Annotated in this window: 13 protein-coding genes, 1 pseudogene and 1 riboswitch; of the genes and pseudogenes, 7 read left to right on the plus strand and 7 right to left on the minus strand. The window is 64.8% G+C overall.

What is annotated here, in order from left to right:
• Positions 1-252 (plus strand): annotated as a pseudogene (locus tag F604_RS0108495) (transposase); the annotation flags it as partial.
• A gap of 282 nt (positions 253-534) precedes the next feature.
• Positions 535-897 (plus strand): hypothetical protein, encoded by a 363-nt coding sequence (locus tag F604_RS0108500; RefSeq protein ID WP_019551284.1) that lies wholly within the window; start codon positions 535-537, stop codon positions 895-897.
• Here F604_RS0108500 and F604_RS0108505 read toward each other — a convergent pair.
• From F604_RS0108505 to hisS, 4 genes are read right to left on the minus strand one after another with little or no spacing between them, the layout of a single operon-like run.
• The gene (locus F604_RS0108505) at positions 856-1,704 is read right to left on the minus strand and encodes an HAD family hydrolase (RefSeq protein WP_019551285.1); all 849 of its coding nucleotides are present in this window, start codon (positions 1,702-1,704) and stop codon (positions 856-858) included. The two genes, F604_RS0108500 and F604_RS0108505, sit on opposite strands and share 42 nt — an antisense overlap.
• Positions 1,704-2,597, minus strand: a complete 894-nt coding sequence (locus F604_RS0108510) for a PhzF family phenazine biosynthesis protein (protein WP_019551286.1) — start codon at positions 2,595-2,597, stop codon at positions 1,704-1,706. Before F604_RS0108510 ends, F604_RS0108505 begins: the two co-directional genes overlap by 1 nt.
• Positions 2,590-4,335 (minus strand): aspartate--tRNA ligase, encoded by a 1,746-nt coding sequence (aspS, locus tag F604_RS0108515; protein WP_019551287.1) that lies wholly within the window; start codon positions 4,333-4,335, stop codon positions 2,590-2,592. The genes F604_RS0108510 and aspS overlap by 8 nt, the downstream gene beginning before the upstream one ends.
• A gap of 24 nt (positions 4,336-4,359) precedes the next feature.
• Positions 4,360-5,616 (minus strand): histidine--tRNA ligase, encoded by a 1,257-nt coding sequence (gene hisS / locus F604_RS0108520; RefSeq protein WP_019551288.1) that lies wholly within the window; start codon positions 5,614-5,616, stop codon positions 4,360-4,362.
• 41 nt (positions 5,617-5,657) lie between these two features.
• Between hisS and F604_RS0108525 the strand changes: the two genes are divergently transcribed.
• Positions 5,658-6,002: a hypothetical protein gene (locus F604_RS0108525; RefSeq protein ID WP_015717424.1), complete on the plus strand. Its 345-nt coding sequence runs from the start codon at positions 5,658-5,660 to the stop codon at positions 6,000-6,002.
• Positions 6,003-6,458: 456 nt separating this feature from the next.
• On the opposite strand, the gene F604_RS0108535 is transcribed toward F604_RS0108525, so the two are convergent.
• The 3 genes from F604_RS0108535 to modA form a co-directional block, all read right to left on the minus strand.
• A complete protein-coding gene (locus F604_RS0108535) occupies positions 6,459-7,460 on the minus strand; it encodes an ABC transporter ATP-binding protein (protein WP_019551290.1) in 1,002 nt (333 codons plus the stop codon).
• The gene (gene modB / locus F604_RS0108540) at positions 7,439-8,113 is read right to left on the minus strand and encodes a molybdate ABC transporter permease subunit (RefSeq protein ID WP_019551291.1); all 675 of its coding nucleotides are present in this window, start codon (positions 8,111-8,113) and stop codon (positions 7,439-7,441) included. The genes F604_RS0108535 and modB overlap by 22 nt, the downstream gene beginning before the upstream one ends.
• Before the next feature lies 1 nt (position 8,114).
• Positions 8,115-8,996: a molybdate ABC transporter substrate-binding protein gene (gene modA / locus F604_RS0108545; protein ID WP_026329085.1), complete on the minus strand. Its 882-nt coding sequence runs from the start codon at positions 8,994-8,996 to the stop codon at positions 8,115-8,117.
• Positions 8,995-9,118: riboswitch (molybdenum cofactor riboswitch) on the minus strand. It overlaps the preceding gene by 2 nt.
• 99 nt (positions 9,119-9,217) lie before the next feature.
• Between modA and argF the strand changes: the two genes are divergently transcribed.
• The 4 genes from argF to argJ are packed head-to-tail and all read left to right on the plus strand — an operon-like array spanning position 9,218 to position 12,825.
• Positions 9,218-10,123, plus strand: coding sequence for an ornithine carbamoyltransferase (gene argF, locus F604_RS0108550; RefSeq protein ID WP_019551292.1), 906 nt, complete (start codon positions 9,218-9,220; stop codon positions 10,121-10,123).
• A 4-nt stretch (positions 10,124-10,127) separates the two neighbouring features.
• Positions 10,128-10,649, plus strand: coding sequence for a Uma2 family endonuclease (locus tag F604_RS0108555; protein WP_019551293.1), 522 nt, complete (start codon positions 10,128-10,130; stop codon positions 10,647-10,649).
• A 2-nt stretch (positions 10,650-10,651) separates the two neighbouring features.
• Positions 10,652-11,689 (plus strand): N-acetyl-gamma-glutamyl-phosphate reductase, encoded by a 1,038-nt coding sequence (gene argC / locus F604_RS0108560; protein ID WP_172640123.1) that lies wholly within the window; start codon positions 10,652-10,654, stop codon positions 11,687-11,689.
• A complete protein-coding gene (gene argJ, locus F604_RS0108565) occupies positions 11,680-12,825 on the plus strand; it encodes a bifunctional glutamate N-acetyltransferase/amino-acid acetyltransferase ArgJ (protein WP_019551294.1) in 1,146 nt (381 codons plus the stop codon). Before argC ends, argJ begins: the two co-directional genes overlap by 10 nt.
• Positions 12,826-12,990 lie beyond the last annotated feature (165 nt).

Genomic DNA, 12,990 nt, shown 5'->3' on the forward strand with positions numbered 1-12,990 from the left:
GCGAGGCGGCTTGGGGAGCTTCTCCTTTACCGGTGGGAGGTAGAGAACCGGTCCTTTTGGGTACGGGACGTTCTCCTCCACGAGGATGCCTGCCAGGTGCGGGGGGTGGGGGCACAGGTCTTGGCGGCCCTCCGGGCCTTTCTGGTCTCCATGCTTCACCGCCAAGGGGTCAGGGAGAAGAAGGCGGCCTTGGAGGCCTTCTCCTTCAACCCCCTCTCCGCCCTGCGCTTCCTGGGGCTCTATGCGGTATAGCGGTCAAGTCTGGGACGTGGGGGAGTCCATGTATCCCCGGTTTGAAAACCGGGGATTATAGCTCCCCCACACCCCCTCTTTTCTCTAAAGGGGCCTTGAGGTGGTTGCCTGGCATTTACCTCTGTTCCCTACCCTGGGCATGGGAGGTGAACCCTAACGCCTGGTGTCCGCCGAGGGGGCAACCCAGGTGACCCTGATCCTGAACGGCCAGGAGCGAACCCTGCAGGTCCACCATGCGGGGAGCACCTTGGTGGACGTGAGCGTCAGCGGGGGCAGGAGGGTATGGCCTGGGGCTTCCGGAATAGGCTGCTCCTCGGGGTGGGGGTAGCGGTGGGGATCTCCGCCCTGGCTCAGCTGGGCCTGGGGTACTGGGTTTTGTTGCGCGCCGCTGAGGCAACGGTCCAAAGGGAGCTTCTGGTCTTTTCTCCTTCCGACCAGGGCTTGCAACGCTTCTACGGTCAGGTCACCTTCAGCGATGGGCAGGCGCTCTTGGTGGGCGGCGTTCCCCTCCTTGGCTCCTCCCCCTGGATGGCCCTTCTGGTTCCCGGGATGGCGGTGGAGGTGGAGGGAAGTTGGGAGGGAGCGGGGTTTCGCCTCCTGGAGTTACGCATTGTGGCCCCGGCGCGCTTCTCGTATTGCCGGTAATAGGCTGGCAAGAGCCTCCGCCAAACCGCATGCCTCCACGGGAGCCACCACCCGTTGGGCCACCTTCTTGACCTGGGGCGAAGCGTTCCCCATGGCGATGCCTAGGCCCACTCCTTGGATGAGTTCCAGGTCGTTTTCCCCATCCCCCACCATGGCGCATTGGGCCAGGGTCAGGCCGTAGCTTTCCGCCACAAACCGGGCGGCCGAGAGCTTGCTCACCCCCCGCTTGGTCAGGGAGACGAAGCGCACCCCGGGCATCCTGGGGCTTTCCGCCACGTGGGCCTGGAGTTCCTGGGGCAAGGGGTCCATGAGGGCGCCCAGGGGAGCTTGGGCCTCGGCCAGTACCTGGAGGCGGACCAAAGGGGCAGGAAGCCTTAGCAGGTCCGCTTCCTCGGCCACCACGCCCAGGAGTTCCTGGTGGGCCTTTAGGAGAGGGCTATCCCCCTCTATGAAGAAGCCCCCATCGGCGGTGTAGCCCTCGAGGGGAAGCCCGAGCCTGCGGGCCAGGCGGATGGCTTCCCGGGCCGCCTCTTGGGGCAGGGCTTCCACCAGGAGGGGGTGGGCGGGAGGGGAGTGGGGATCCCGGGAAAACGCCAGGACCACCGCCCCCGACTCGAACACGTGGAGGCCCATGGGGTCCAGCCTGCGGGCGTAGGCCAGGGCATGGCCCCGGCCCGGCCTGCCGGTGATGAGGCTAAGCCGCACGCCCTGGCTCTGAAGGGCCTCCACCGCCGGCCATACGCACGCCGGCACCCCCTCCTTGCCCACCAGGGTGCCATCCACGTCCACGAAGACCAGCTGCACCATCAGAGTTCCCCGGCAAGAACCTGTACCGCCTCCCCGCCGATCTGGACCCCATAGGGCAGGCCTGTGGGGCTGTACTCCACCACCACCTCCACCACCCCGGGGTTGCCCAGGCGGTGGCCCTGGTAGATGGTGAGCATCACCCGGCCTTCCCGCTTGGGCACCACCCCCGCCCGGGCCAGGAGGGCACCCAAGGCGGCGTTGGCGGAACCCGTCACCGGGTCTTCCGGGATGCCGAGAAGGGGGGCGAAGTCCCGGGCGTAGAAGCTCCTTGGGCCCATGGGGGCGTAGGCATGGACGGTGGCCACCTCCAGCTGGTGGGAAAGTTCGGCCAGGGTCTTCATCTCTGGCTCCAGGGCATCCACCACCCCGGGCGCAACAAGGGGGACGAAGAGGCTCCAAAGCCCGGTGTAGGCGATGCCGTAAGGCAGGCCGCGGTGCAGGTAACGTTCGTCTGAGCCCAGGGCCTCGAGGACCTCCTTAAGCACCTGGTAAGGGGGCAGGTCCCGGAACCTCGGGGCGGGACCCCTCACCAGGGCCTTGCGGGGTTCTCCGGCCTCGTACAGGATCTCCACCGGCAGGGCCTCCGTGGGGGTGTGCAGGAAAAGCCGCTTGCTGCCCTCGGGAGCCAGGCCCAGGCGCACCAGGGTGAGGCCCAGGGCTATGGCGGCGTGGCCGGAGAACTCCACTTCTCCCGAAGGGGTGAAGAAGCGCACGGCGAACAGGGTCCCTTGCCTTTCCGTTACGAAGGCGGTTTCCGGTTCGCCCAGGCGCCGGGCTAGGCTTCGCATCTCCTCCAGGTCCATGCCCCGGGCGTCCAGCACGATGGCTACCCGGTTCCCGGCCCCCGGGGTGGAGGCGAAGGCGTCCACGATCACGTAGGGAATCCTAGCCATGGGCGATCACCATGAGGCCGAGTTCCCGAAGCTGCTCCTCGGACACCGGGCTTGGGGCCCCGGTAAGGGGGTCTTTGCCCTCCTTGTTCTTGGGGAAGGCGATGACCTCGCGGATGGAGGGGCTAGAGGTCATGAGGGCCAGGAGGCGGTCTAGGCCCCAGGCGATGCCGCCGTGGGGTGGGGCTCCGTACTCCAGGGCCTCCAGAAAGAACCCGAACTTTTCCCGCTGCTCCTCCTCCGCAATGCCCAGGATGCGGAACATCTTGGCCTGCAGCTTTGGATCGTGGATGCGGATGGATCCACCCCCCACCTCGGTGCCGTTCAGCACCAGGTCGTAGGCCAAGGCCCGCACCTTCCCAGGATCGGTATCCAAGAGGGGTAGGTCCTCGGGATGAGGGCTGGTAAAGGGATGGTGCATGTAGGTGTACTGGCCCCTTTCCTCGTCCCACTCCAGAAGGGGGAAGTCCACCACCCATAGGAACCGGAAGCCCTCCCTGGGGAGGTCTAAGACCTCCGCCAGCTTAAGCCGCACCTGCCCCAAGGCGGTGGCCGCCACCTTGGCCGGCCCGGCCACGAAGAGAAGGGTGTCCCCCGGAGTGGCTTCCGTGGCCTCCAGAAGGCTTTGCCGCACGGGCTCCAGAAACCTGGCGGCCCCGCCTGCGAAGCCTCCCTCCTCCACCCGGGCAAAGGCCAAGCCCTTGGCCCCGTGGCGCTTGGCCAGCTCCTCCAAGTCGGCGATCTCCTTGCGGGATAGGGCCTCGGGCACCGCCAGGGCCTTTACCCTTTCCGCCTCCCGGAAAACCTGAAACTCGCTTTCCCGGAAGAGGTGCCCCACCTCCTTGAGCTCCAGGCCGAAGCGGGTGTCGGGTTTGTCCGAGCCGAAGCGCTCCATGGCCTCCTGGTAAGTGAGGCGGGGGAAGGGGAGGGGAAGCTCCACCCCCAGGGCTTCCTGGAACACGTGGGCCATGAGCCTTTCGTTAAGCTCCAGGATATCCTCCACCTCCACGAAGCTCATCTCCAGGTCCATCTGGGTGAAGTCGGGCTGGCGGTCGGCCCGTAGGTCCTCGTCGCGGAAGCAGCGGGCGATCTGGAAGTAGCGGTCAAAACCCGCCACCATGAGCATTTGCTTGAAAAGCTGGGGCGACTGGGGAAGGGCGTAGAAAAGGCCGGGTTGCTGGCGGTAGGGCACCAGGAAATCCCGGGCCCCTTCCGGGGTGCTTTTGGTCAGGAAGGGGGTTTCCACCTGGATGAAGCCCTCCCGGTCCAGGAAGTCCCAGATGGCCTTGATGACCCGATGGCGGAGGCGCAGGTTTTCCTGCATTTTCCTCCGGCGCAGGTCCAGGTAGCGGTACCTGAGCCTGAGGTCTTCGGAAACCTCCTTTTCCTCCTCTCCCCGCCAGCCGGCGTCCACGGGGAAGGGGGGTGTTCTGGCCTCGGAGAGGACCTCGAGGGAGGTAAGGGCCACCTCCACCGCTCCGGTGGGCAGGCGGGGGTTAGGCTCCGGGCGTAGGCGCACGGTGCCCCTGGCCCGCACCACCCACTCCGAGCGGACCCGTTCCGCTTCCTTGTAGGCGGGGCTTTCCGGGTGGGCCACCAGCTGGACCAAGCCCTCGCGGTCCCGGAGGTCCAGGAAGATGAGCCCCCCCAGGTCCCGGCGGCGGTTTATCCACCCCTCGAGGACCACCTCCTCCCCCACGTGTTCTTCCCTTAGGCTTCCGGCGAAGTGGGTACGGCGCATAATCCCCCAAATCTTAACGGATTCTCACGCCAGGGCGGAAAGGAGGAAGCCCAGGGCCTCCCTTTGGGGAAGGCGCACCTGTTCCCCAGTGGCGAGGCGCTTCAAGGTGACCTCACCGGTCTTTAACTCATCCTCCCCCAAGAAGCCCACGAAGGCCGCATTCCGCTTCAGGGCTTCCTCCACGCCTTTGCCGGGCTTCTTGGGACTAAGGGCGTACTCCGCCCGGATGCGGGGCCTCAAGGCCTCCGCCAGATAAAAGGCCTCGGCCACGGCTTCCTCCGTGAGGGGGATCAGGTAGACATCGGGCCCCTTCTCCTCCAAGAGGCTAAAGCCCTCCGCCTCGAGGGCCAGGGCCACCCTCTCCACCCCGAAGGCGAAACCCACCCCGGGTACCCTCGGCCCCCCCAGGAGCTCGGAAAGCCCGTCGTACCTTCCCCCACCCCCCAGGGCGCTCTGCGCCCCGATCTCCGCATGGTGCACCTCGAAGGCGGTACGCACGTAGTAATCCAGGCCCCGCACCAGGGTTGGGTCCAGTTCGTAGGGCACGGAAAGCCTTTCCAGATGGCGTTCCACCGCCTTCAGATGGGCCTTCGCTTCCTCCCCCAGGAAGTCCAGCATGGGCCGGATGTTGAGCTCCTTAAGGAGGGCCTGGTCTTGCTCGCTCTTGGAGTCCAGGATGCGCATGGGGTTGAGCTCCAGGCGCTCCTGGGAATCCTGGGAGAGGGCCTCCCGGTGGGGGGAGAGGACCTCCCGTAGATAGGCGTTGTAGCGGGCCCGGTCCTCGGGGTCCCCCACGGAGGAGAGCTTGACGGTGAGGCGCCTCAAGCCGAGCTCCTTAAGGCTTTCATACAGGAGCACCACGGCCTCCGCATCCAGGATGGGGCTTTCCGAGCCCAGTGCCTCGTAGTTTACCTGGTGGAACTGGCGGTAGCGCCCCTTCTGGGGGCGCTCCGCCCGGAACATGGGCCCCGCCATCCAGAGCCTCACGGGCTGGGGCCAGACCTTCATCCCGTGTTCTAGATAGGCCCGCACCATGGCTGCGGTGCCCTCGGGGCGTAGGGTGAGGGAACGCCCACCCCGGTCCTGGAAGGTGAACATCTCCTTCCTGACGATGTCGGTGGAGATCCCCACCCCCTTCTCGAAGACCTGGGTTTCCTCAAACACCGGGGTGATGAGTTCCAGGGCCCCCGCCGCCTCCAGCACCCGGCGGGCGGTGGCCACGATGTGCTGGTGGAGCCTTAGCTCTTTGCCGAAAAGGTCCTTGGTGCCGCGCACGGCCATACCCCTTCACTTTACCCGAGGGCGAAGGCTATACTGCAGCCATGCCCTCGAGGGGTTCTGTACGGGGGTTTCTGGTATTCCTCTACCTCCTCCTCACCCTCACCGCCTCCACCGGGGTGGCCCTGCAGATGTACCTCATGCAGGTGCAAAACCCCGGCCTCCGGACGGATCTCTGCCAGGCCCCTGGGGAGGAGAGGGAGGTGGACCACTCCCTCTTCTGTGGCCTGCAGGTCTCTCCAGGTCTGCCCCCCATAGGGGAGGTGGCGCCTCCTGCGCTGGTGCGGGAGCTCCGGGCCAGGGTTGCCCCCGTGCCCGGCTATCCGGAACCCCAGGGAAGGGCTTTTTCTCCCCGCTCCCCTCCTTTTGCCCTGAAGATCGTCGCTTGAGTTGGGCAAAGGCTCTTTGGGCAAGAGGAGGGGAGAATCTTGGAAGCAGTGGTGTACACGGAAAGTTTGCAGCTTTATGCCCTGGTGCACGGGGCGCTTGGCCCAGCGGGTTGGAAGGTGTACTGGAAGGAAGGCCGTGGCCTGGCCCTGGCGGGGCTGGACCAGATGGAAAAGGGCGAGGTGCTTCTTTGGACTACCCCTTGGGGGCTTAGGGCCTATGACCCTTGGGGCATGATCTTCCTCACCCGTCGGGACGATCCCAGGACCTTGGCTTCAGGCCTTGAGGGACGGGTGGGCCTGCGGCTCCTTCCAGGGGAAAAGGCAGTGTTGTGGGCGGTGGGAAACGGGATTCCCCCGAGGGTGGGGGCCTTGGCCCAGGCCCTGGGGTTTTCCCGGGACCGGGCCCGCTTTTTCCTGAAGGGAGTCATCAACAAGTTTGGCCTCGGGGAGGAAGGGTTAGTCCATCTGGCCCGGCATCAGGTGAAGGTAATGGGGCTTAAGGACCACCTGGAGTCTCTGCCCGGGGTGCAGGTTCAACCGGGCCTGGACGTGCCTGGGAAGCAGGATCTGCAAGCGGATGGATCCCTGGAACACGCCCCGGTAGGCGAGGCCTTCGGGATGAAGGCTTACCAGCACGCCCTCTAGGATGTTTTCCAGGGGTGGAGGCCGGTCCTGGCGCACCACGATGACCTCCTCGGCCCGGATGCCCACCCAGGCGGTATCCCCGGGCTGGGCCCAGGGGGGGAGGGAAAGGCGGAGATGAACCCTGTTGACCTCCACGCCCCCAGGTTCTATGCAGGCCGGGAATAGGTTTTCGTAGCCCAGCAGCCTGGCCACCAGAAGCTGGCTTGGGGCGGAGTACACTTCCTCGGGCGGGCCTTCTTGCAGGATGGTTCCTGACCCCATCACCACAAGCCAGTCGGCCATGCGGGCCAGGATAGGGTCGTGGCTCACCGCCAGGGTGGGGATTCCTTCCCGGCGGATGAGTTCCACCAGCTCCCCCAGAACCTGGTCCTTGGTGAGGGGATCCAAGGCGCTGGTGGGCTCGTCCAGAAGGAGGATCTCCGGGTTCCTGGCCAAAGCCCGGGCGAGGGCCACCCGTTGTTTCTGGCCGCCGGAAAGCTGGTTCGGGCGCTTGTGGGCGTGCTCCAAGAGCCCTACCCGGTTCAGAAGGGCGAGCGCCCTTTCCTTCCGGTTTCCCCCCCTCAGAGGAAAGGCCACGTTCTCCCAAGCGGTCATGTGGGGGAAGAGGGCCAGGTCCTGGGGCAGGTAGCCTACGGGCCGTCTTTCGGGGGGAAGGCCCCCATAGGGCCTGCCCTCGGCGGGCACCAGGCCCGCCAGAGCCTTGAGGAGCGTGGTCTTGCCCACCCCGCTTTCCCCGAGGAGCACGGTGAAGCCCTGGATGCGGAAGCGGACCTCGAGGGCGATGGGTTTCCTTATGCGGTAGTGGACTTCCATGCCCGCCCCTTAGCTTCCAATAGCCGTACCAGCACCAGGAGGGCCAGGCTGAGGCCCAGGAGGACCAAGGAGGCCCGGGCCGCTTCCTCAAAGCGCAGGGCCTGTACCAGATCGTAGATGTAGATGCTCACCATCTGGGTTTTCCCGGGGATGGAGCCCCCTACCATGAGAACCACCCCGAACTCCCCCAGGGTGTGGGCAAAGGCCAGAAGCGTGCCGGATAGCAGCCCGGGCCACACGAGAGGGAACACCACCTTGCTCCAGACCTTCCACCAGGGGCTTCCCAAGGTGCGGGCTACGTCCAGAAGATTGCGGTCCAAGGCCAAAAAAGCCTCCCGGTAGGCGGTGAGGGCAAAGGGCAGGCTGAAAAGGACGCTGGCGAAGACCAGGCCTTCAAAGCGGAAGGCCCAGGAGAGGCCGGTGATTCGGACCCAGGGTCCCTCGGGGCCCAGAAAGAGTAGGACATAAAAGCCCAGCACCGTGGGGGGCAGGACCAGGGGTAGGAGGAAGATGGCCTCCAGGATGGATTTGCCTGGGAAGCGGCGAAAGGCCAGAAGCCAGGCCAGGGGAACGCCCACGAGGAGGAGGAGGAAGGAGGCGAGAAGGGCCACCTCTAAGGAAAGGCGAAGGGCAATCCAGAAGGAGGGGTCCATGCTACTCCCCGGGTAGGAGGAAACCGTATCGCTGGAAGATACGCCGGGCCTCAGGGCTTCCCACGAAGGTGTAGAAGGCCATCACCTCGGGCCGCTTCCTCCCTTTCAGGATCACGTAGTCCTGCTCCAAGGCGAGGTGGCTTCCCAAGGGGGCGAGCCAGTACACCCCGGGGCGGGAAAGGCTTTCGTGCACCGCCAGGGAGAGGGCCAGGATGCCGGCCTGGGTGGCGCTTAGGGCCAGCTGGGCGGTGTGGGAGATGTTCTCCCCGTACACGAACTCAAAGCGGGGCTTGCCCTGGCGGAGGGGCGTGGCATCCCAGTAGGCCTCCACCCCCTGGGAGAGGCGTTCCCAGGGAATCTCCTCCCAGGAGAGGTTGGGAAAGGGTTTCTTCAAGCCGGGAAGCGGGGCATCGGCCCGGCGCCTTAGAAGGCCGTAATGTTCCAGGAGGGTGACGGCGGCCCGGCCGTAAGGAGCATGCACCGGGTTGGCGATGGCCAGCCGGGTGATCCTGGGGTCCTTGAGGGCCTCGGGGCTAGGCTCAAGGCCCAACTTCCGGTCCAGCCAGATGACCATGCGCCCGATGGCGTAGGGCCTGCGGGTTCCGGCCTCCGCCAGGCCTTTTTTTTCCAGGAGCTCGGGGTAGAGCCTTTCCGCGGAGAAGTACAGGTCCGCCTCGAGGCCCTGGACCAGCTGGGTATAAAACTTTCCCGAGGAGCCGAAGCTCAAGGAAACCTTGATTCCTGGGTTTTTGGCCTCAAAGGCTCGGGCGATCTCCGTCAGGGCGTACTGTAGATCCGCAGCGGCCACCACCCGTACCTGGGCCTGGGCCAGGCCAGCCCCCCATAGGACTGCCCACACCGATAGAACTGCGAGCGGGAAAATCTTCACCTTGCCACCTCCTTTGCAACCGCGGCAGGCGGCGGGGTTGCCCCCACCACCCCGGGGCCATAAGCCCGGCCCGGAAGGCCCATGGGGTCTATCCGGGCTCGGAGGCGGCCTCAGTTTACTTTTGGGTGGCAGGCCGCTTCAACCCACGGCCCCTTGGGAGAGGAGGGGTGAGGGCCTTGCATAAGTTTGCACGGTTGCGCTATCCTATAAGCCTCATGGTGGGAGACGCCCTCACCCGGCCCAAGGATCTTTTGGACTTCTCGGCCTACGGTCGCCAGGAGATCGAGGCGCTTTTGGCCTTGGCGGAGAGGCTGAAAAGGGAGCGCTACCGCGGGGAGGACCTTAAGGGAAAGGTCCTGGCCCTTCTCTTTGAGAAGCCCTCCTTGCGCACCCGCACCACCCTCGAGGTGGCCATGCTTCACCTGGGAGGGCACGCCGTCTACCTGGACCAGAAACAGGTGGGCATCGGCGAGCGTGAGCCTGTGAGGGACATAGCCAAGAACCTGGAGCGCTTCGTGGAGGGGATCGCCGCTCGCGTATACCGGCACGAGACCGTGGAGGAACTCGCCCGCCACGCCCGCATCCCGGTGATCAATGCCCTTTCCGACTGGGCCCATCCCTTGCAGGCTCTGGCGGACCTCCTCACCTTGAAGGAGGCCTTTGGGGGATGGGAGGGCCTCGAGGTGGCCTGGGTGGGGGATGGCAACAACGTGCTGAACTCCCTTCTTGAGGTGGCTCCCCTGGTGGGCTTGCGGATGCGGGTGGCCACGCCCAAAGGGTACGAGCCCGACCCCAGCCTTTTGCAAAAGGCGGGGGCCTTTTTCACCTATGACCCTAAGGAGGCAGCCTCGGGTGCCCACGCCCTTTACACGGATGTCTGGACCAGCATGGGCCAGGAGGAGGAGCGGGAGAAGAGGCTTAGGGATTTTAATGGCTTCCAGGTAAACGGGGAGCTCTTGCGTCTCCTAAGGCCCAAGGGTATCTTCCTGCATTGTCTGCCCGCCCACTACGGGGAGGAAACCACCGAGGAGGCGGTGCACGGGCCGCGGAGCCGGGTCTTTGACCAGGCGGAAAACCGTCTCCACACCGCTAAGGCCGTCCTCCTGTGCCTGCTAAGCTAGGGGTATGGTCCGGCCCTACCGCTTCTCCCTCGAGGAGTTTCTACGGCTTCCCCTGCCCGAGCGGGGTGTGGAGCTTTTGAGGGGGGAGATATACCAGATGGCACCTATTGGATCCCGTCATGCGGATTTGGTGGATCGGTGGGCAGAAGTGCTCCTTCGCACCTTTTCGGGCAGGGCCCGGGTGCGGATACAAGGTCCTTTCACTATTCCGCCAGACACCTATCTGGAACCTGATCTCCTTCTGTGCCAGTTGAAGGATTACCGGGAGCGCTATCCTGTTCCCGATGAGGTGCTCTTGGCAATAGAGGTCGCGGACACCAGCTTGGAATACGACTTAGGAAGAAAGGTTCCCCTTTACGCCCAGGGAGGGGTTCTGGAGGTTTGGGTACAGGATTTAACTCAGAGCCGCCTCTTGGTCTTCCGGGGTCCTGCGGGCGACCACTACCGGGAGCAGCTTTGGCTTTCCCCTGGGGAAAAACTGGCTCCCTTGGCCTTCCCTGACATTCCTTTGGAGGTGCCGTGGTAAGGGTGGGGATCATCGGGGCCTCGGGGTATGGGGGAGGGGAGCTGATTCGCCTGCTTAAGGCCCACCCCGGGGTGGAGCTGGTAGGGTTTAGCAGCCGCAAACACGAGGGGAAACCCCTTTCCTCCGCCTGGCCCCAGCTATGGGATAAAGGGCTTTTTGCCACCCTGGAGGAAGTACTGGAGCAGGCGGATGTGGTCTTTTTGGCCTTGCCCAACGGGCTTGCCATGGAGCTTGCTCCAAGGGCCTTGAAGGAGGGTAAACGGGTCATAGACCTCTCCGGGGACTACCGGCTTCCTCCGGAGGTTTACGAATCCTGGTACGGGATCCCCCACAAGAGCTCAGGGCTTTACCGGGAGGCAGTCTATGGCCTTCCCGAGCTGCATCGGAAGGAGCTTGGGGGGGCGCGCCTGGTGGCCAACCCCGGGTGTTACGTGACGGCCACCACCTTGGCCTTGGCCCCTCTGGCGGCGGAAGGTGTCCTGCGGGGGGCCTTTGTGGTGGGTTTAAGCGGGGTCTCCGGGGCGGGCAGGGAGGGGGAGGGTACCTTTTTTGCCGAGGTGAACGAGAACCTTAAGCCCTACAAGGTGGGGGGTGTCCATCGCCATATACCGGAGATGGAAAGGAACCTGGGCCGCCTTTTGGCCCAGGGGCGCCCGGTGCGCACCCATGGGCCCCTGGGAGAGGTGCGCCTTTCCTTCGTCCCCCACCTGGTACCCATGACCCGGGGCATCTTGGTCACGGTGGAGGCGGAGGTGGAAGGGAACTGGAGCCAGAAGGCCCTGGACGAGCTTTACCAGGACTTCTACGCCCAGGAACCTTTTGTGCGGGTCACCGAGGCCTTGCCGGAAACCAAGGGCACCTATGCTTCCAACCGGGTGGATGTGAAGCCTCTTTTTGAAGCGAGAACGGGGCGTGTTATGGTGTTTGCCGCCTTGGACAACCTGGTGAAGGGGATGGCGGGGCAGGCGGTGCAGAACCTGAACCTGATGCTGGATCTGCCTGAGGAGACCGCACTTCCCAAGGAGGGTCTATGGCCGTAAGGCTTCCCCGGGGTTTTCGCGCCGGGGCTACCCGGGCGGGCATCAAGCCTTCCGGCAAGCCTGATCTGGCCTTGTTGGTTTCCGGCCTTCCCGCTTCCTGGGCCTATGTGGCCACGCAGAACCGGGCTGCCGCACCTTCCATTCACCGGGGTAGGGCCCTTTATGCCCAAGGAGGTGCGTTGCGGGCGGTGGTGGTCAACGCCGGCAACGCCAACTGCGCCACCGGGGAGCGGGGCTTTTTGGACGATCGCCGCATGGCCGAGGTTGCTGCCCTGCGCCTGGGAGTGCCCGTGGAGGAGGTCTTGACTGCTTCCACGGGGGTCATCGGGGTTCCCCTTCCCGTGGAAAAGGTGGAAACAGGTTTGCCCCAGATAGAACTTACCCCCTACGCCGATGCCTTTGCCGAGGCTATCCTCACCACGGACTTAGTTCCTAAGGTAGCGGAGGCCGAGGTGGAGGGGGCGAGGATCGTGGGTATCGCCAAGGGCAGTGGGATGATCCATCCCAACATGGCCACCATGCTGGCCTTTATAGTGACCGATGCGGCGATTCCCCAAGGCATCTTGCGGGAAGCCTGGCGGAATGTTGTTGACCGCACCTTCAACCAGGTTACCGTGGACGGGGACACCTCCACCAACGACCTGGCCTTGGTGATGGCCAACGGAGCCTTTGGGGAGGTGCCTATGAAGGCCTTCTTTTCCGCCCTGGAGGGGGTGGCCCAGGACCTGGCCAGGAGGATCGCCCGGGATGGGGAGGGAGCCACCAAGCTCATGACCGTGCGGGTGGTGGGGGCAGGCACGGAGGAGGAGGCCAGGCGGGCGGCAAGGACCATAGCGGGAAGTGCTCTTTGGAAGAGCGCCCTTTACGGAAACGATCCCAACTGGGGCCGGATTCTGGCGGCTTTGGGGAACTCTGGGGCCCGGTTTGATCCCCTTCGGGTGCGCATCGCCCTACAGGGGATCCCCCTCTACGAGGGCGGGGCCCTCCCCTTTGACCGGGAGGCGGCAAGCCAGGCCATGCGGGCGGAGGAGGTGGTGGTGGAGATAGACCTAGTCCAAGGTCCCTTTGCCGCGGAGGCCTGGGGATGCGACCTTACCGAGGGGTATGTGCGCATCAATGCCCTCTACACCACTTGACTTGACAATTCTCAGGATGTACTTTTGAACTGGGGATTTATGGAAATCCCCAAAGGGAGGAAAAGTATGCGGAAACTAGCCGTTTTAGCTGTTCTAGCCCTTGGCCTGGCCTGGGCCCAGCAGCCTCGCCTTTTCGGTGAGGCTCTCTCGGGAGGGGTCACTCTT

Origin of the sequence: Thermus scotoductus DSM 8553 (assembly GCF_000381045.1) — a bacterium.
GTDB lineage: Bacteria > Deinococcota > Deinococci > Deinococcales > Thermaceae > Thermus > Thermus scotoductus.